The sequence below is a fragment of the Oceanobacillus kapialis genome (genome assembly GCF_044790185.1).
GTDB classification, from domain to species: domain Bacteria; phylum Bacillota; class Bacilli; order Bacillales; family Amphibacillaceae; genus Oceanobacillus_B; species Oceanobacillus_B kapialis.
Genome location: NZ_CP085256.1, coordinates 360,418 through 378,845, shown reverse-complemented (window position 1 = coordinate 378,845; position 18,428 = coordinate 360,418). Strand labels below are relative to the sequence as shown.

Annotated in this window: 19 protein-coding genes; 9 read left to right on the top strand and 10 right to left on the bottom strand. The window is 40.6% G+C overall.

Translation table 11 applies throughout. The features are described from left to right. Positions 1-640 precede the first annotated feature (640 nt). Positions 641-1,153, bottom strand: coding sequence for a GNAT family N-acetyltransferase (locus tag LG273_RS02035; RefSeq protein ID WP_404459454.1), 513 nt, complete (start codon positions 1,151-1,153; stop codon positions 641-643). After that, complete coding sequence (locus LG273_RS02030) at positions 1,146-1,649, bottom strand: GNAT family N-acetyltransferase (RefSeq protein ID WP_404457305.1); 504 nt, start codon at positions 1,647-1,649, stop codon at positions 1,146-1,148. Before LG273_RS02030 ends, LG273_RS02035 begins: the two co-directional genes overlap by 8 nt. 132 nt (positions 1,650-1,781) lie before the next feature. Here LG273_RS02030 and LG273_RS02025 point away from each other — a divergent pair, with 132 nt between their 5' ends. Both LG273_RS02025 and LG273_RS02020 read left to right on the top strand, forming a co-directional pair. Further along, the gene (locus LG273_RS02025; RefSeq protein WP_404457303.1) at positions 1,782-2,237 is read left to right on the top strand and encodes a YaiI/YqxD family protein; all 456 of its coding nucleotides are present in this window, start codon (positions 1,782-1,784) and stop codon (positions 2,235-2,237) included. Between the two features lie 286 nt (positions 2,238-2,523). Continuing rightward, positions 2,524-3,660 (top strand): conserved virulence factor C family protein, encoded by a 1,137-nt coding sequence (locus tag LG273_RS02020; RefSeq protein WP_404457302.1) that lies wholly within the window; start codon positions 2,524-2,526, stop codon positions 3,658-3,660. Between the two features lie 402 nt (positions 3,661-4,062). On the opposite strand, the gene LG273_RS02015 is transcribed toward LG273_RS02020, so the two are convergent. Further along, the gene (locus tag LG273_RS02015) at positions 4,063-4,899 is read right to left on the bottom strand and encodes a LysR family transcriptional regulator (protein ID WP_379563934.1); all 837 of its coding nucleotides are present in this window, start codon (positions 4,897-4,899) and stop codon (positions 4,063-4,065) included. 37 nt (positions 4,900-4,936) lie between these two features. On the opposite strand from LG273_RS02015, the gene LG273_RS02010 reads away from it, so the two are divergent. Together LG273_RS02010 and LG273_RS02005 are read left to right on the top strand one after the other, a co-directional pair. Beyond that, entirely contained in the window at positions 4,937-5,287 is a 351-nt protein-coding gene (locus tag LG273_RS02010) for a DMT family transporter (RefSeq protein WP_404457300.1), read from the top strand. Continuing rightward, the gene (locus tag LG273_RS02005) at positions 5,288-5,602 is read left to right on the top strand and encodes a DMT family transporter (RefSeq protein WP_404457298.1); all 315 of its coding nucleotides are present in this window, start codon (positions 5,288-5,290) and stop codon (positions 5,600-5,602) included. Positions 5,603-5,692: 90 nt separating this feature from the next. Here LG273_RS02005 and uppS read toward each other — a convergent pair whose 3' ends face one another. The 4 genes from uppS to LG273_RS01985 form a co-directional block, all read right to left on the bottom strand. Beyond that, the gene (gene uppS, locus LG273_RS02000) at positions 5,693-6,394 is read right to left on the bottom strand and encodes a polyprenyl diphosphate synthase (protein ID WP_379563938.1); all 702 of its coding nucleotides are present in this window, start codon (positions 6,392-6,394) and stop codon (positions 5,693-5,695) included. Between the two features lie 24 nt (positions 6,395-6,418). Beyond that, a complete protein-coding gene (locus tag LG273_RS01995; RefSeq protein ID WP_379563940.1) occupies positions 6,419-7,876 on the bottom strand; it encodes a DUF4153 domain-containing protein in 1,458 nt (485 codons plus the stop codon). Between the two features lie 97 nt (positions 7,877-7,973). Continuing rightward, positions 7,974-8,600, bottom strand: coding sequence for an HAAS signaling domain-containing protein (locus tag LG273_RS01990; RefSeq protein ID WP_379563942.1), 627 nt, complete (start codon positions 8,598-8,600; stop codon positions 7,974-7,976). Next, a complete protein-coding gene (locus tag LG273_RS01985; RefSeq protein ID WP_058949236.1) occupies positions 8,597-8,929 on the bottom strand; it encodes a PadR family transcriptional regulator in 333 nt (110 codons plus the stop codon). The genes LG273_RS01990 and LG273_RS01985 overlap by 4 nt, the downstream gene beginning before the upstream one ends. Before the next feature lie 460 nt (positions 8,930-9,389). On the opposite strand from LG273_RS01985, the gene LG273_RS01980 reads away from it, so the two are divergent. The 3 genes from LG273_RS01980 (at position 9,390) to LG273_RS01970 (ending at position 12,106) form a co-directional block, all read left to right on the top strand. After that, the gene (locus LG273_RS01980; protein WP_404457297.1) at positions 9,390-10,964 is read left to right on the top strand and encodes a Vga family ABC-F type ribosomal protection protein; all 1,575 of its coding nucleotides are present in this window, start codon (positions 9,390-9,392) and stop codon (positions 10,962-10,964) included. Positions 10,965-11,064: 100 nt separating this feature from the next. Next, a complete protein-coding gene (locus LG273_RS01975) occupies positions 11,065-11,487 on the top strand; it encodes a MarR family winged helix-turn-helix transcriptional regulator (protein ID WP_404457295.1) in 423 nt (140 codons plus the stop codon). A 19-nt stretch (positions 11,488-11,506) separates the two neighbouring features. Beyond that, positions 11,507-12,106, top strand: coding sequence for an alpha/beta hydrolase (locus LG273_RS01970; protein WP_404457294.1), 600 nt, complete (start codon positions 11,507-11,509; stop codon positions 12,104-12,106). 334 nt (positions 12,107-12,440) lie between these two features. Here LG273_RS01970 and LG273_RS01965 read toward each other — a convergent pair whose 3' ends face one another. Then, positions 12,441-13,394, bottom strand: coding sequence for a calcium/sodium antiporter (locus tag LG273_RS01965; protein ID WP_379563950.1), 954 nt, complete (start codon positions 13,392-13,394; stop codon positions 12,441-12,443). A gap of 116 nt (positions 13,395-13,510) precedes the next feature. Beyond that, complete coding sequence (locus tag LG273_RS01960) at positions 13,511-14,359, bottom strand: VOC family protein (RefSeq protein ID WP_404457292.1); 849 nt, start codon at positions 14,357-14,359, stop codon at positions 13,511-13,513. 231 nt (positions 14,360-14,590) lie between these two features. Here LG273_RS01960 and LG273_RS01955 point away from each other — a divergent pair, with 231 nt between their 5' ends. Beyond that, complete coding sequence (locus tag LG273_RS01955; RefSeq protein WP_379563954.1) at positions 14,591-15,361, top strand: DUF3891 family protein; 771 nt, start codon at positions 14,591-14,593, stop codon at positions 15,359-15,361. Positions 15,362-15,415: 54 nt separating this feature from the next. Here the strand turns inward: LG273_RS01955 and LG273_RS01950 are convergent, their stop codons facing one another. After that, positions 15,416-16,516, bottom strand: coding sequence for a mechanosensitive ion channel family protein (locus tag LG273_RS01950; protein ID WP_404457289.1), 1,101 nt, complete (start codon positions 16,514-16,516; stop codon positions 15,416-15,418). A 242-nt stretch (positions 16,517-16,758) separates the two neighbouring features. Here LG273_RS01950 and LG273_RS01945 point away from each other — a divergent pair, with 242 nt between their 5' ends. Then, positions 16,759-18,357: a catalase gene (locus tag LG273_RS01945; RefSeq protein WP_379563958.1), complete on the top strand. Its 1,599-nt coding sequence runs from the start codon at positions 16,759-16,761 to the stop codon at positions 18,355-18,357. Positions 18,358-18,428: the final 71 nt, after the last annotated feature.

Sequence of the window (18,428 nt, the reverse complement as noted above, 5' to 3'; positions counted from 1 at the left end):
TTCTTGCCATGTGGGTTAACGTTAACGTTGGTTAACCGCTCTACCTTTAAAACACCCCTCTCTTAACACCACCGATGGCATATACTTCGCTTGCCGTGGGCGAGTGTCGAGTCTCCTCGGACTATCGTCCTCCGGGGTCTCGCCGATCTCTTTCTTCCCACTGGCGTCTTCGTATATGCCATCTGCTAATCAGAGTAGAAGCAGTAATAGCAGCAGCAATTTTTTCTGTGAAATTCAAAATGCATTACATTTGTATTTCTTTATTTATTTAAGAGCAAAATACGTAGGAATGAAAGCCTCATTAGCTTCCTGGAACGAAAGGTGACGGACTCCTGCGGGAAAAGTACGAGTCTGAAGACCCCGCAATGGTGGATCAAAGACTAAAATCACCACGTCCTGTGGCAACGTCTTTGTGACCAACATCCTGTTGCCCCTAGCCGTTGCCCGTGGAAAGCATATCACCTTTCGCGGAAGGGAGCGGGATTAAAATTACTTTTCTATCTAACCTTTGTCAATGACCGAAACAAGTTTCTTATACGTCCCCAACAAATTCAGCATTACTTTTAACTGCGAAAGTTGAAAAATTTATAAAAAAGCATAAAAAAATGCCTGCATATAGCAGACATTTTTTCCTCACGTATTAATCTAATCCCACAACCTGACTCCTTCTTTCTAAAAGCACAACATCACGCCAAACACCATGCAGCTTGCCAATCCGTTTACGGACGCCTACCTCCACAAATCCAGCTTTTTCATGAAGACGAATGCTCCCTTTATTTTCTGGAAAAATGCCAGATTGTAGGGTCCAAAACCCATTTGCTTCACTTTCAGCAATCATATAAGCCATCAGCTTTGTGCCAATACCTTTGCCGACACTGCTTTTCCCTAAATAAATGCTTAGTTCTGCTGCACCTGCATATGCTTTTTTACTTGAAATCGGGAGAAGTGCTGCCCAGCCAATTACCTTCTGCCCTTCTCTAACTACTAATCTGCATGCTGGCAAATACTTTCGATCCCATTCCTCCCAGCTCGGTGGCTCAGTATCAAACGTAGCATTTGCTGTCTCAATTCCTTCTACATAAATAGAGCGAACTTCTGGCCAATCAGCCTTCTTCATTTGCTCCATAACAATATTCGTAACTCCACTATTCATTATCAATCCAAAACCTCCGTTTTATTGTTCCATCTGTATCGGTATAGCTTTTATCTTCTACTCCACCATTGTTCATAATGGTTTTAGCTGAGCCAATATTATCTTCATCACAGGTCACAAGAACGTGGGAAATTTGAAGGGATTTACATTTTACTAATGCTTCTGAAAGGATTTTAGTTGCATAACCTTTCCGCCTTTCACTTGGCCTTACGCTATAGCCAACATGACCACCGATGTTTAGTAAATGCTCAGTCAACTCATGGCGGATATCCACCATTGCAAGTACCCTGTCATCATCATTTACAAGAAAGTAGTTGGAACTTGGCACCCATTTCCCCTGCCCACTTTCCCGCTCTCGCAGTCCTTTCAAATAGTCCTCATAGGTTTCATACGCGGTAAGATTAAAGCTACTTGGGATCATGCGGGATGAGTCCCATTCTTCCACATACTGTTGATGCTCTTTTTCCCATACTATTGACGGGCGAACCAACCGCATCTAACCCCTCCTCAAGAAATATGTTTAAACATAATCATATATAGACACACGCTTAAATTGCAAGCGTTTTTTTCAGAATAGTTTAACCGTTTTGTGTTATGCTATAATTTTAGTGAGCTTGGAGGTGTTAACATGAAAGTAATCGTGGACGCAGATGCTTGCCCAGTCAAAGATACCGTAATTCAAATTGCCCTAGAAAATGAGACTCCGGTCACCTTAGTTTCGAGCTTTGCACATTTTTCAAACGAGCAATATCCCGATGGTGTTGAAAGCATCTATGTTGATACAGGGGCCGAGTCTGCAGATTACCGCATTATGAAGCTAGCTACCGCTGGCGATGTGATTATTACCCAAGATTATGGTCTTGCTTCACTTGGACTTGCAAAGAAATGCCACGTGATCCACCATAAAGGGTTTATTTATACAAACGATAATATCGACCAACTTCTTCAATCACGTTATCTTAGCGCTATGGAAAGAAAGAGTGGGAAACGAACAAAAGGTCCGAAGCCATTTACACAGGAGGACAGAGAGAAATTCGCTGCCCTTTTTAGGCAAAAACTGATGGATGTAAAGAAGAACTCCTAAAAAGATGTCCTCTTTTTAGCTAATTCACCTTCTGCTATTACATATCGGGGGTTATTTCTTCAAGTTTTGAATAGAACCCTTAAAAATTCGCAAACTTCATTTGGTAGCGGCTGCCCTTCCTCCCACCACCATATGATAGTTAAACGAATCAGATAAACTAACATCACATGTCACTATAGCTGAGAGTTCATGCAGGAGAATGCGAACCCAATAGCACATTGGCTATAGCCCTTGCTCTTTGTTAAAATATAGGCAATGAAGTACGTGAAAAGGAGGAAGTGAGTACATGAGAATTGTTGCAATTGAACCAACCCCAAGTCCCTATTCCATGAAAATTAACGTAGATGAATCATTACCAGATGGCCAAACGGAAAACTATAAGCGTGATGATGATATGTTGAAGGCGCCAGAATACGCTCGGAATCTATTTCAAATAGATGGTGTTAAAGGGCTTTATCGTGTTGTTGACTTTATAGCACTGGAAAGAAATCCACGTACCCCTTGGGAGGAAATCCTTCCAGCAGTTCGCCAAACGCTTGGTTCTTCCGAGCAGCCAGATGAACAAAAGACAGGAGCCAACACAGCGCAACAGGAGGACGCCTATGGTGAAGTCCATGTGTACATCCAGATGTTCCGCTATATTCCCATGCAGGTAAAACTAGAAGATGGTGAAACGGAAAGGCGCTTTGGCCTTCCAGAACGCTTTATGAATGCCAGCATGCAGGCATCCGTTGCTTCAGATAATATGCTGATGGAGCGGAAATGGGTAGAACAATCCCCTCGTTATGGCGACCTTGAGGAAATTGGGGAAGAAGTAGTAGCGGAAATCAGTGCAAGCTATGATGAAACGCGCCTTGAGGAATTAGTGCGCCTCGCTGTAAATAATGAAGCAGCTGGAGGCAGCTCATTCTATCAGAAGGTAACCATGGATATGATGAAGGCCCCTAACTGGAAAGATCGCTATGCTGCATTAGACAGAATGGACCCAACAGAAGAAGATTTACCTGTTTTGGATAAAGCCTTAGATGATGAAAAGGCATCGATCAGAAGACTGGCAACAGCCTACCTCGGTATGATTGAAGATAAACAGGTATTGCCTTACTTGTACAAAGCATTACAGGATAAAGCAGTAAATGTCCGGAGAACAGCAGGCGATTGTTTGTCAGACCTGGGCTTTAAAGAAGCGATGCCTGAAATGATCAATTCGTTAACAGATAAAAGTCGACTTGTCCGTTGGCGTGCAGCCATGTTCCTCTATGAGCTTGGAGATGAAACAGCAATTCCGGCATTAAAAACGGCACTAGAAGATCCGGAATTCGAGGTACGCATGCAAGTTAAGATGGCCCTAGCTCGCATAGAAGGCGGAGAAAGTGCTAAAGGATCGATTTGGCACCAAATGACGCAGGCTGCTAAACAGAAATAAGCACTGGTTACTATTGCTTTGAAGAAGGGTTATAGGAGACAACAGAGCTAGCACTATTCTTGCACACTTATAACCCTAATTTTTCATACGCTAATACTATTATTGATTTTTGTCACCTCCTACTTAATTAGGGGGTGACTTTTCATGTGTTCTGCAGGGGTAACTTACAATTACCCATACTGCATTTCATACCTCCATGATGAGTCGCTAATTCTACTACCCCCTTATACTGAACTTCATAATTGTTAACATTGAAAAAAGTAAAAGCCAAAACGTCCGATTTGCAATAGTGTCGGAAAAGTACCGTTTGGGAAAATGTTAGCGACCACTTTTTGGTATAACTTTTTGTTATATCACTATTCCTTTAATGTATTTTTCTTACTATCCACTCTCACTTATACTTTAGTTATCAAAACCTGATTTCAATGTTTTTAATATACTTGCATCATGGGCATATAAATACATTTCTCGTTTGAGAGGAGTACTTTCTAATGGAATAAATACCACACCTTTGTAATCAATTTTTTCAACCATAATAGAAGGAAGATAAGAAATACCTAAACCTTGTCCAACAAAACCAATCAATGCATGATATGGCAGTTCCATGATTTCGGGATAAAGGTTCTTACTCTCCTCTAATAATAGTTTAATTCGCTTATATAAAGGCGTCGTTTTCGGGGGCAGCAATTGGGTAAATTTAAAACAGTCATAGATCGAAACCTGATCAAATCTCGCGAGCGGGTGGCTCACCGGCAGGGCAGCATAAAACTTGTCACTAAATAGAAAGGTTGAATATAGTCCTTTTTGATAAGGATGGTCTTGAATAATAGCAGCATCTATTTCACCTGTTTCAAGTAAATCAATTAATTCTACGGTATCATCTTTTATTGCTGTAAGAGTTATTTTCACATCTTTAATGGAATCCATATAATCTGGAAAATAATACGCTGCCAAAAGTGGATCGCTTCCCATATGAACCAGTTGATCATGCATATGTTTCTTAAGTTGGTACTGCAACTGTTGCATAATTGGTTCAATATCATCATATAGTCTTTGACCTTTATTGGTTAAAGTTATCCCTTTTGATTGGCGAATTAAAAGCGAGAAACCTAACATTTCTTCTAACTTTTTGATTTGTTTGCTAACAGCAGGTTGGGATATAAATAGTGTATTTGCAGCTTTTGATATGCTTTTTTCCTTTGCAACAATTACGAAATACGCTAACATTTGCAAGTTCATATCGTTACACATCCTTAAGATTTGTAGGAGGGGTTTTATGATAAAATACTATACTTTTTTATGTTTTTCTATCATTCTTGAAATCATTGGTGCATCATTCATGAAGATTTCCGACGGATTTACCCATATAGGAGCTACATTAATCGTTGTTGTTTCATATGGATTTGCTTTAGTTTTTTATATTATTTTATCAAAAGAACATGAACTTGGTATTGTAAATGCTCTATGGGCGGGTGGAGGCACTATTTTAATTGCTGTATCAGGGATTATATTATTCCAAGAATCTTTATCATTACTCAAAATAATTGGGGTTCTATCTGTTGTCTTTGGGGTGATTGGTTTAAACTTTCCAGACCAATCTAAACAAGCAAGAAAGGCGGTATCTTAGGTGGGGTATTTATTTCTATCGATAAGTCTCATTTTTGCTGTGCTGGGAAATACGTCCGTGAAGTTATCAAGCGGTTTCCAGAGGGTGCTACCAAGTATAAGCGTATTTCTTTTTTATAGCATTTGTATTTATTTTTTAACCTTAAGTGTTCAAAGGATTGAAGTTAGTACTGCCTATGCCATTTGGTCAGGGGTGACAATAGTTGCTACAACGGTAATAGGTATTCTATTTTTTAACGAAGCTGCGAATAAAAGGAAGCTATTCTCAGTTGCATTCGTCATGTTTGGGGTATTGATCCTTCATCTTCAAAGCTAAAAAGCCTTCCCACCTCAACACACCAGCCCGCCCGCGGAAATTGTGTTCCGGAGCGGCAAGCACTTTCTCAGTTAAAATTCCTGTTTCCAATTACACGAAAACCTCGGTTTGTTTACCTTGATAAAATCGAACTGCCTTCTCCAATAGGGCACCATTAAAGTCGGGAAAATACGTATCTGTAAAATATAATTGCGCGTTGGACGACTGCCATAATAGAAAATTGCTCATTCGCTTTTCCCCACCTGTACGAATTACAAGTTCAGGATCTGGCAGTCCCTTCGTATATAAACATTGCTGGATTACTTGTTCGTTTACTTGCGTGAAATTCAACTCTTCATCCTGCAGCTTCTGGAGGATTTGACGTACAGCCTGTAAAATATCTCCTCTTCCTCCATAGTTAAAAGCAAAGTTTACAATAAGCCCTGTATTGTTTTCTGTTTCATAAACAGCCTCCATCAAAGCGGTTTTTGTTCGTTTAGGAAGTGCATCTAAATTACCAGAGATGCGAACAACAATATTGCGTCTTTGAAATTCTGGAAGCTTTTGCTTAAAGAACTTAACTGGCAAATGCATTAAATAGTTCACTTCCTCCAAAGGACGTGACCAGTTTTCAGAGGAGAAGGCATATAGCGTTAATGCCCCAATTCCCATTTCAATGCTAGCGTCAATTACTTTCTCCATCGCCTTTGCCCCGGCATAGTGACCCTCACTTCGCGTTAAGCCTCGTTGCTTTCCCCATCTTCCGTTTCCATCCATCATAATCGCTACATGCTTTGGGACACAATTTTCCATTTTCAAAAACTCCTTCCTCGCTTTTTAGTAAAAGCCCAGTTCTTCAAACTTCTTCTTTATTTCCTGTCGTTTAAAATTATAGGACTGCCAAGGACCAGCTTCTTTTTCCTGAAGCCTTTCCCCAATTCTATGAAGCATTGGTTGTAAACCTGGATAATCAGGCTCAGACTGATACAGCTCCAATAACCCTCCCCAACCGGTATAAGAAAGCGAATATAAATAGTCGATATCTATTTTTTCCTTCGTTTCATATCTCGTAACATTTTGCTTTGTAACAACCTGCTCTACATTAACTGCATTTAACCCTGTGTAGAACAATAGGGCTGCAATCAGATAGAAGTGTAAAAGTGAAACTCTCTCTAGCCATACTTTTATTAGAGTGTACGCGAAGATGACCATTAAGAAGATCATAAACCCATGAGCAAGCACCCGATCAATGGTATAGCCATAAGCAGCCTCGTACATGCTTAAACGCTGATAGGCAGATACGAGCAAGACGGCGCTAAATACAATGAGTAAGGTATAAAGAACTTTCAATACCCTTTTCAGCTTATACGAAGCTTTTACAAACGATAGAAAGCTAATTAACAGTGTCCAGTTAATCAGGGTCACAATACTTAGTTCAAAGAATCCTCTGCGAGCGTATTCTGCATAGGTTAACCCTTCCTCTAAACTTCCGCCAAAAAAGTACGTAAACTGAATGCCTGCAAAGAGACCATACAATAGGTTTAAAATTATAAGAATGGTTACAGACGTAATTCCTTCCCATTCTGTATCTTTTTTAAATGGGTCAAGCGGCGGCCTTTTAGGAAATCTTTTTAAGCGAATGATTTGAAATAAACCGAAAAACACGAACGCTAGTACAATGACCACTGCTGTACGGAAAAACCCTTCCAGGAAATTAAGTTCCAACAAAAACGATGGTAAGGAAGAAAGCATTTCCTCAAACACCGAATCAGCAGACATCAATAGTCCCCCAACAACAAATAGAAGGGGCAAACTAAAGGCGACTCCAAGAAAAATATGCTTCAAAACCTTTGCTGTATCAGCCTCCAAGTCCTTAAACAAACGCTTGAACAAGCTTCGAAAAAAGTCGGAGATGTAGTGAAACAGTTGCTGTAGCTTCGATTTTAAAATCACGGTAAAGTAACTCGATGCCCAGTTATATTTTTCTGGTGTTGTAATTAAAATGACATGCAAATACATGAGTATCGGAATTACCAATAGGTTGAGGTAATAAAACAAAACCGAATCGAAATACAGATAACTTCCTGCCAGTATCCAAATGGTCAGCATAAGTAGCAACCCAATTCTCCGATGATAAAAAGCAAAGCCAGTTCGGTAAAAGAGAATAGCGTAAAAACCTGCTACAAATACCAAATAGGATACTCCAATCCGCCCATGGAAAAAGCTAACCTCTGCTAACAGGCCAAGCCCTATACATACCAGCAAAAATAAATAATCTTTCTTTGTCACTTTCATGGAATTTCCTCCAAGCATACTTTGTAATTCTATATGCATAGTATTTCTATGTATATAAGCAAAAAAATAGTCTTTTCGGGACAGAAGGAAGGAAATTCTATACAGATTTCTTCCGCCCCCATTTATATCCGAGCCTGCTGACAGGATATAATAAAATCGTGAAGATGATACAAGTAAGGATAAAAGGTAAGCTTATCAAAGGTTCAAACCATTCATGTGGAATAAATTTAAAAATAACCAAATACATAAGAACTAGGTTAGGAATTAAACAAATGATAAACGTCTTTTTAAGTAATTTCCTTCCGGCTTCTCCAAACTCTTTACCTATTTCGTAACCAAGTAATCCCCAAAACAACGTATAGATTACCATGATCACCAACGCAGCTTCCGTAAGTCCTTCCCACAGGAGCTCCGTCCAATTCCAATCAAACACATGATAAATGATGGTTAAAAGTGCGCCCCCAATGAATACCGCAATGTTTAATACGACAAATAGCCACTGCGTTTTCTTAGGTGTTATAGCCGCCTCCTGCTTCCACAAAGCAGCGATTTCTTCCGGGTCCCCAAGTCTTTCTACTAGGATGGCGTAGGAGCTTTCCTCATCCGATTCCTGTTCGATCTCATAAATATGTGCATCATACTCCGCTAAAATCGACGCTTTATCGGGGTGGTCATCAAGCTCCTCTGCTAATTTCTCAAGAAAGGATTTGGCTTCCTGATTCATGTTTCGTTTCTCCGAATCAGGTTATTCATCACTTGAACATAACGATGCCATTCACTCGTTTTCTCCTCAAGCATTTCTTTTCCCTGATCGGTAATGCGGTAATATTTTCTAGCCGGCCCCTTTTCTTGATTCTGCCAGTAGCATTCAATGTATTCCTGCTTTTCCAGCTTATGTAGTGCTGGATACAAAGTACCTTCCTTAATTTGCAGATTATGCTCACTACGCTGATCCATTTCCTTCACAAGCTCATAGCCGTACATATCTCGTTCTTCCAGCAACTGCAATACAAGTAAGGAGGTGCTGCCTTTTACAAGCTCTCGATTAAACATTTTCTCACCTACCTAGTAATATTAGGTATGTTCACTATATAAAATTTTATGCCGCTTGTAAAGGATATAGATATATTTAATTTATGACAGTCCAACATCTTTCTTACCTGAGTTTAATCCATATAACTATGGAAAACCTTCTTCCTTTCTAGACATGTCATCAAAATTCTTATATACTAGCACTAACTTAACACGAAAGGGTGACCCGGGTACATGAAGTATTAATCCTATTTCACTTGAAAACATCTGCATAGGTATGTTCAAACAAACAGACAAGGTCTGTGTTTTTTGCATGCCGCTTATGATTGTTTTCAGAATAGGATTGTACTCATGTAATCGGATAGCTACACAAGGGTGAGAAGTACCCTTTTTTTGTGCTATGCCTGCATGCTGCCTTCTATTCTGAAAACGAATAGGAGGCTTTTTTGTCTCCAAAACACATGGAACGGAGATGATCATTTTGCGATTAATAGAAGCTCATGATGTAAGCATTGATGCCCGGGAGCGCCGTCTAGTCGAAATAGAACACCTTATCATACACGCACAAGACCGAATTGGCCTTGTAGGAAAAAACGGTAGCGGAAAGACTAGCCTCCTAAAGGTACTCGCAGGGAAAAAAGCACCTGATAATGGTGTCGTAACGATAAATACTTCGATAACCTTTATTCCCCAATTAAAGCGAACGAATACAGTTAAAAGCGGCGGGGAAATAACGCAGGAATATATAAACGAAGCTTTGGCCCAGAAAGCCGAGCTTATCCTGGCTGATGAACCTACAACGAACCTGGATACACAGCATATTGAAAAGCTGGAAGCACAGTTAAAAAGAAGGCACGATGCAATGGTGCTCATTTCACATGACAGAACCTTTCTCGATGCTCTGTGTAATAAGATCTGGGAACTGGATGAAGGCACTTTAACAGCGTATAAAGGAAATTATTCCGACTATGCTGCGCAAAAGGAATTAGAGATAGAGCAGCAACAACAAGCTTATGCACAGTATGAAAAGAAGAAAAAACAGCTGGAAGAAGCACTGGAACTTAAAGAACAGAAAGCACAGCGGGCAACGAAGAAACCGAAACAAACAAGTAACTCAGAGGCAAAAATTACTGGGGCTAAACCCTATTTTGCAAACAAACAGAAGAAGCTACGTAAAACAGCTAAAGCAATCGAAACAAGGTTGGAAAAGCTGGAAAAGGTAGAGAAGGTCAAGGAAATAGCGCCTATCAAAATGCATTTGCCAAATGAGGATCGTATTCGTAACCGGGTTATTTTGCGGGCAGAGGAGATTTCAGCTAAGGTAGGAAGCCGGATACTTTGGAAGGATGTTAGCTTTACAGTTTCTGGTGGTGATAAGGTTGCCATTATAGGACCGAATGGAAGTGGAAAAACGACGCTAGTAAAAAAAATATTGGATGGAGCTCGAGGCGTTACAAAAGCTCCTGCAATGAAAATTGGCTATTTTAGTCAAAACCTCGATATACTCGACAAACAAAAAAGCATCTTAGATAATGTTAGCAACACATCAAATCAAGAGGAAACACTTAATCGTACTGTTCTTGCAAGATTACGCTTTTTCCGTGAGGACGTATATAAAAAGGTAGACGTTCTAAGTGGGGGCGAACGTGTAAAAGTTGCCCTGGCAAAACTTCTCCTAAGCGATATAAACACGTTAATACTTGATGAACCCACCAACTTCTTGGATATAGAAGCTGTGGAAGCATTAGAGAAGTTGCTTTCGGAATATGAAGGCACGGTTATCTTTGTGTCTCATGATCGGCGCTTTGTTGAGCACCTTGCCAGTCGTATCTTTTCCTTAGAACATAACAGCTTGCGAATTATCGAGGGAGGCTATCAAGCTTACAAGCACGATAATCCTACAGAATCCCCAAGCAAGGTAGAAGAGGAGCTTTTTATTATAGAAACAAAGCTTACGGAAATATTAAGCAGATTAAGCATTGAACCATCAGAGGAGCTGGAAAAATCCTTTCAACGCCTTTTACAACAAAAAAGGGAGTTAAAAAACAAGTTATAACAAGGTCCTCTCCCTTACCATTTTCATTGACTTAAAATAAATATTTTTATATATTTAATTCATAATAAATTAATTAAATATATAAAGGAGGATGAATAAAATGGACGATAACCTTTCCCTAAAAACATTTGTCGTTTTAATGAAGTCCTCAAAAACCCTTCAGGAACGTATTAAGCAAGATATTCAAAGCTATGGTATGAAAACTTCTGAATTTGCCATACTAGAAGCTCTTTTTCATAAAGGTCGCCAAACAGTTAGGCAAATCTCCGAAGCAGTACTGATTAATACCGGCTCGATCACGTATGTAATTGATAAGCTAGAGACGAAGGGCTTTTTGGAAAGAGAGCATTGCACGGAGGACCGTCGGGCTGTCTTTATTCAGATCACCGATAAAGGAACAAAGCTAATGAATGAAATTTTTCCAAAACATCAACAGGTGATTGAGGACTTATTTGAAGGTGTAAGCAAAGAAGACTTGAAGACTGTGATAGAAACACTCAAAAAGGTTGGCCATAGAGCCTGAACCGGAAAGGAGATTGAGGATGAAACATATTTTTAAAAAAGGAAATAACCCTAAAAGACCTACCCTTTTACTGTTGCATGGTACAGGCGGAACGGAACAAGATTTACTGGCATTGGCTGAGCAAATTGACCCGGAGGCGAATGTATTAAGTGTAAGAGGGAATGTCCTTGAAAATGGAATGCCCCGCTTCTTCAAGCGCTTAGCTGAAGGTGTCTTTGATGAAGAGGATCTCCTATTCCGAACAGAGGAACTAAACCATTTTTTAGATGAAGCAGCAGCGAAATATGAATTTGACCGACATGCCATTACTGCAGTTGGTTATTCCAACGGTGCTAACATTGCCGCTAGCTTATTATTTCACTACAAGGATGCCTTGAGCGCAGCCATCCTTCACCACCCGATGGTTCCACGCAGAGGGATTAGCCTGCCGAATTTAACAGGCAAACAGGTGCTCATTACTGCAGGAACCAACGATCCAATTTGCCCGTCACAAGAATCAGAAGATTTACACCAGCTCTTACAAGAGGCTGGAGCAGACGTAAGGATTCATTGGGAGAGTTACGGTCACCAGCTAACATATAGTGAAGTCGAAGCTGCAAAAGCTTGGTATAAAAATTAAATGCCGTAAGAATGGATTTATATAAAGTGAAACTTCATATGGTGGGGTACCCTTCCTCCCCCACCAACTGTTAGTGGAAGGATTAGAACCTTTACTGGCACTTAAACGCCGGGTTCTTGCTGCCAGTTAAGGCGGGATTAATAGGCATGGGCGAGCCCCCACAGTGCTAAAAAGGACCAAAGGCTAAAAACACCACATCCTGCGGCAACGCCTTCGTGACCAACTTCCTGTTGGTCCGAGGCTCACCAGCCGCCCGCGAGAAGCGAAATGTAGTTCCGGAGCGTGACTATAGATCTTACTAGGTAATAACTGTAAAGGGTGTTCCAGAACGTCTTTAATTCCGCAAAATAATATAAACAAGGTAAACAATGTAGACAATTGCCAGAACCGCACCTTCCCGTTTTCCAATTCGGAAATTTGTCCGAGAGAACACGAGCAGAAGAATTGTTAAAAGAAGCATTACGATAACGTCCAACACAACTTTTCCACTCACTGTCAGTGGGGTAATAACAGAAGATGCACCGAGCACGAACAAGATATTAAAGATGTTACTACCAACGATATTTCCTAGCGCAATTTCACTTTCCTTTTTAAGTGCCGCTGATATAGACGTGACCAGCTCAGGAAGTGAGGTACCAACTGCAATAATGGTGAGTCCAACTAACGCTTCACTCATACCAAGCGCATATGCAATCTCCGTTCCATTGCTAACAACAAGCTCCCCACCAAAAACAATTCCTGCAAGGCCCAAAAGGGTTAGCAAAATATTCTTTCCCCATTTAATATCCTTAGGAATCTCTTCTGCCTGTGTACTTTGGCGGCTTTTGAGCGCCACTTCGATGACATAGTACATAAACACAGATAAGAACAATAGAAAAATCAGCCCATCACTTCGGCTAATGAAATTACTCCCTTGCCCCTGAAGAAACATATCATTCATGACAACTAGAAGGGCGCCCCCTGCTAACAGTGTAAAAGGGATCTCTTTACGAATTGTTTCATTTTCTACCTTTAAAGGAAAAATAATAGCAGCTATTCCGACAACAAGTGTAAGGTTGAATATGTTACTTCCGATAACATTTCCTAAGGAAACATCAGAGCTACCTTCCAATGCCGCAATAATACTCACCGTCGCTTCTGGAGAGCTTGTCCCAAATGCCACAATGGTTAGCCCAATAAGAATGGGTGGTACTCTAAGAAGTCTTGCAATGTTAGAGGACCCATCTACAAATAGGTCTGCCCCTTTAATTAATAATACAAATCCCACTACTAATAACAAATATGCCAAGCTCCACACGTCCTTCTTCTCAAAATTTTTTTACGTTTGTATATCTTTTCCCACATTTACACTTTCCCAAATATCTATTTGCTCCATTATGAAGAAGTGGCGTCTACCTATTCTTACTATATCGTGAGGCGGATTGTATTTCCAGCAGGATCTTTAACATCCATGTACCGAGAATATGTTGCCACCTCTATCCCTAATGCTTTTAGCCGTTCTATTGCCTTTTCTCGTGCATCTTCATCAGGAAATTTGAGAGAGAACCAATTTAAGCCTACGCTATTTGTTTTTGGAGACGGTGCGCCTTCTCCATTCCAAATGTTTAACCCAATATGATGGTGGTAGCCACCTGTGGAAGTGAATAACGCACCAGGATAACGAGCTACAACAGAAAAATTTAGCCCCTTTGAGTAAAACGCCTCTGCTGTTTCTAATCGATCAACATGGAGATGAATATGGCCTATGATTGTTTCTGTCGGCAATCCATTCCACACCTCATGTATTTCTGCTAATAAGCCATCCCCATTGAGTGGATCTGTCCCCATTTGCACCTGATCACCGCTCCATTGCCAGTTAGTAGATGCTCTGTCACAATATACTTCAATTCCATTTCCATCAGGATCTGATAAATACAATGCTTCACTTACAGCATGATCCGCCGCTCCTAGATGCACGCCACGACGAAGAACATGTTCCAGAAAAGAAGAAAGAGCTTGCCGATTTGGTAAGAGGACCGCAACGTGATAAAGCCCTGTTGTTCGTTGTTCTTTTTTTACTACATCTTCTGGTACTTCGAGTGTTAAAATCGCCGTTTTACCATTCGCTGAAAGTTTCGCCGTTCGTTCAGTTTGTTCCAAGACCTGAAAGCCTATGATAGATTGGTAAAAATCTATTGATTTATGAAGGTCCGTCACGTTGATGGAAAGCTCCTCAACATAAACTGTCAGCCCTTTAAAAAACTTCTCTTCCACTACAATCACTCCTCATTAGTTACTTACTAATTGTAACTCATTAAGTATATCACACCCCTTTATACAGGTCTTCTTAAAAGGACATAATTGTTTTAACGTGAATAGCGGGCATATGAAGGTAACATTTACTGGGATTTTTCCTCTCTCCCCCCACCCAAGGTTGTGTAGCGAATGGGACCTTACATGTTATAATAACTACAAATATCTATTAACAAAGAGAGGATGCTTGTTGTGATCATTCGAGAGCGCCAGGATGAATTTATTTTCATTGAACAGCATAACCATGCCCTTGTTTCGGGAGAACTTGCCAAACAATGGAGAAAAGATTTATTGCCCGCCTCATCGCTACCACAATCCGTCATCTATGCTATCGAGCAACATGATGCAGGATGGATACCAGCAGATAAAGAGCCTTTTTGGAATGATACTAAAGGAATGCCATACAGCTTTATCGATTTCCCTGCCCCAACAAAAATACTACTCTATACGTATGGAATTGATGAAGTACAGAAAACAGATGCATACGCAGCTCTATTATGTAGTGAACATTATGTACGATTTCTTCAACAAGAGGAATCCGAGTCAGCTAAACACTTTGTGCAACAAGAACAAAAAAGGCAGGAATCGATCCTTTCATCCCTCCCCTCTTTTCATGAAGAACAGTTTGATTACCACTATGCACTCCTTCAATTTTGCGATAATTTATCCTTGTTCCTATGCTTAAATGAACCCGGGAAAAATACGCACCCATTTTTCACAAAGGGCATTCCCCTACCCAGTACGCTCCCCCACTTCTCTCAAGAAAAAATGGCAGTTACCTGGGTAGATAAGCAAAAGATCGCTTTAAAGGAATTTCCTTTTGCGAAAGCTTTTACGATCACATACGCTTTTAAACAAATTCCCAAATTCCATATAGAAAAAAACGGGCTTCTAAACAGCTATGTCAATACTCCGTTTCAACAGACTACGATTGCGTTAACAAAAGCCGAAGCGGCCAACTAAAATAAGACCCCTGCAGCAACCTTATTTTTCCACAGAAAAACAGGAAAGCTCTCGTTAGCTTTCCTGTTTTATTAAAGTATCTGCTTGCTTTTCTTTTAAAAGATCTGGCTCCACATATAACTTTCTTGATGGGATGGCAATTTCAAGCTTTTCCCTTTCAATGATGGCCATGATGGAAAGGTTAATCTCTTGCTTCACCTTCAAGTATTCTTCCCAGTCTGTGGTGTTGGTGAAGAAATACAAAAAGATTTCCAGACCATTGTCACTATATGCATCTACGTTTACGAGAATCGTTTCCTTATGGATAGCGTCATGATGTTTTAAGAGGATTTGAATATCCTTTACGACACCCTCCAGTTGTTCTCGTTTTGCCCCGTACATCAGGGTTAATTTGAAGGTGATTTGCCGTTTCCCCATCTTGCTCCAATTCGTAATAGCTTCATTCGATAATGTGGCATTAGGGACGGTAACCAGCGCTTGGGCAAAGGTTCGCACTTTTGTGCTACGAAAGCTAATATCCTCAATGGTACCTTCTACACTTGATGTTTTAATCCAGTCTCCAATGGTAAATGGCTTCTCTGTAATGATAATAATTCCACCAAACAAATTTGCCAATGCGTCTTTGGCCGCAAGCGCAAATGCTAGACCACCTATTCCAAGACCCGCTACAAAGCCATTGATATCATAGTTAAACTCCTGGGCAATCACACTAATACTAATGGCTACAATGATAAGACGTAGCGCTCTGGAAAAGAACGGTATTAGGATGTTGTCTATCTTAATGTTATATTTCTTATTAATCTTGGAAAATAGCACTGAAGAGGAAGAAGAAAGATTATACAACCCCCATCCTACAGAAAAAATAACCGAAGATCGTACCACATGATTAAATAAAGCATTAGTCTCATTTAAATAAGGACATACATATACCGCTACATATATTCCAATGACAGCTATCAGCAATTGAAGAGGCCTTTCAAATGATACACGCAGCTGTGTAAAGAAACCATTCCAAGCATTTCTACTAATCTTTAACAATATACGAAAAACGAAGGACGTCAACCGGACCCTTAATAGTAAAAATGCCGCTAGAATGATGGCAGACCATACTGTATTCAGTTGTTTTTCGTATTCTTGAATAAACTCCCAGAACATTTTGTAGCTACCTCCAATAGTTTTTCTATTACTATGTATATAGCCTGTCCGGGAAATTAGTCGTAAAAGTAGTCGTTTTTATAGGGTAAAACTTCATTTGGCGGGAGTCTTCCTGAAATATTCAAGAAGTTTTACAGGACACACTTTTGATTTGTGAAAAATTTACAGAAAAAGTGACATTTTTTACTCATAATAGGGAAAACTATCCGCGAACAAAATTCTTAAAAAGGATGGTTGATATTGTGAGTGAAAAAGAGTCGCGTAGTGGGCAAACGAACATAGAAAACGAAGACACATTGACCACCAGACAAGGTCACCCCGTCACGAATAATCAAAACATACGAACAGTAGGAAACCGCGGTCCAGCTACGTTAGAAAACTATGACTTCATTGAGAAAATCAGTCACTTTGACAGAGAAAAAGTACCTGAGCGAATTGTGCATGCTCGAGGAGCGGGGGCACACGGCTATTTTGAAACATATGGAACAGCCGGTGATGAGCCCGTATCCAAATACACACGTGCGAAAGTCTTTCAAGATAAAGGCAAGCAAACACCCGTCTTTGTCCGCTTTTCCACAGTTGTACATGGGAACCACTCACCTGAGACCGTCCGGGACCCAAGAGGGTTTGCCGTAAAATTTTACACTGAGGATGGGAACTGGGATCTTGTAGGAAACAACCTCAAGATATTCTTCATCCGGGATGCCATGAAGTTCCCTGATATGATCCATGCTTTCAGACCTGACCCTGTCACAAATATTCAAGATAGTGAGCGCTTTTTCGATTTTTGCTCCAACTCTCCTGAATCCTTTCATATGGTGACGTTTGTTTACTCGCCATGGGGGATACCAGCGAACTACCGTATGATGCAAGGATCTGGCGTAAACACCTATAAATGGGTGAACCAGGAAGGTGAAGCTGTGCTCGTGAAGTACCATTGGGAACCAAAGCAAGGAATTAAAAATCTTACCATGAAGGAAGCAGCTGAAATTCAAGCAACGAATTTTAATCATGCTACACAGGATTTGTATGATGCGATAGAAAAGGGCGATTATCCAGAATGGGAGCTTTTTGTACAAATTATGAGCGATGACGACCATCCTGAACTAGATTTCGACCCGCTTGATGACACGAAGCTTTGGCCTGAGGATAAATTTCCTTGGCTGCCAGTTGGGAAAATGGTTCTAAATAAAAACCCGGAAAACTACTTTACAGAAGTAGAGCAAGCCGCTTTTGGAACTGGTGTTTTAGTGGACGGGCTTGACTTCTCTGATGATAAAATGCTTCAAGGCCGCACATTCTCCTATTCTGATACCCAACGTTATCGTGTAGGAGCAAATTACCTTCAAGTACCTGTTAATGCGGCCAAGAAGCGTGTGGCAACAAATCAGGAAGGCGGTCAACTCAGACACCATGATGACAAGGCTCCTGGACAAAATCCACATGTGAACTATGAACCTTCAGTACTTGGCGGACTACAGGAAGCAGAGCAAACTGGAAAAGAATACACGCCTAAAGTAGAAGGGAATCTGGTTAGACAGTCCATCGACCGGAATGATAACACAAAACAAGCTGGAGAGACTTACCGCCAATTTAAAGATTGGGAGAAGGATGAACTGATCGGAAATCTGGTTGGCGATTTATCACAATGTGATCAACGTATCCAGGACAAAATGGTCGCTCTTGCAGAAGAGGCGGATGAAGAATATGGCCGTCGCCTTCGTGAAGGACTTGCTACTGCCAAAAAAGACGGATCAAGCATGAATCCTTTAGGAAACAAGGATAGTGAAAAGGCACCAGAGCAAGCAGTTGAGAAAGGGCATGACGCAGACCCTTACTAAAAATATGTATACCCTGACGCGAACAAAGAGCCAAGCCTACTCGAATAACAAATTCGATGGGCTCGGCTCTT

Coding starts and splice junctions, on each gene's coding strand:
- LG273_RS02035 (WP_404459454.1), bottom strand. CDS start 1,153: ATGAATAGTGGAGTTACGAATATTGTTATGGAGCAAATGAAGAAGGCT.
- LG273_RS02030 (WP_404457305.1), bottom strand. CDS start 1,649: ATGCGGTTGGTTCGCCCGTCAATAGTATGGGAAAAAGAGCATCAACAG.
- LG273_RS02025 (WP_404457303.1), top strand. CDS start 1,782: ATGAAAGTAATCGTGGACGCAGATGCTTGCCCAGTCAAAGATACCGTA.
- LG273_RS02020 (WP_404457302.1), top strand. CDS start 2,524: ATGAGAATTGTTGCAATTGAACCAACCCCAAGTCCCTATTCCATGAAA.
- LG273_RS02015 (WP_379563934.1), bottom strand. CDS start 4,899: ATGAACTTGCAAATGTTAGCGTATTTCGTAATTGTTGCAAAGGAAAAA.
- LG273_RS02010 (WP_404457300.1), top strand. CDS start 4,937: ATGATAAAATACTATACTTTTTTATGTTTTTCTATCATTCTTGAAATC.
- uppS (WP_379563938.1), bottom strand. CDS start 6,394: ATGGAAAATTGTGTCCCAAAGCATGTAGCGATTATGATGGATGGAAAC.
- LG273_RS01995 (WP_379563940.1), bottom strand. CDS start 7,876: ATGAAAGTGACAAAGAAAGATTATTTATTTTTGCTGGTATGTATAGGG.
- LG273_RS01990 (WP_379563942.1), bottom strand. CDS start 8,600: ATGAATCAGGAAGCCAAATCCTTTCTTGAGAAATTAGCAGAGGAGCTT.
- LG273_RS01985 (WP_058949236.1), bottom strand. CDS start 8,929: ATGTTTAATCGAGAGCTTGTAAAAGGCAGCACCTCCTTACTTGTATTG.
- LG273_RS01975 (WP_404457295.1), top strand. CDS start 11,065: ATGGACGATAACCTTTCCCTAAAAACATTTGTCGTTTTAATGAAGTCC.
- LG273_RS01970 (WP_404457294.1), top strand. CDS start 11,507: ATGAAACATATTTTTAAAAAAGGAAATAACCCTAAAAGACCTACCCTT.
- LG273_RS01950 (WP_404457289.1), bottom strand. CDS start 16,516: ATGTTCTGGGAGTTTATTCAAGAATACGAAAAACAACTGAATACAGTA.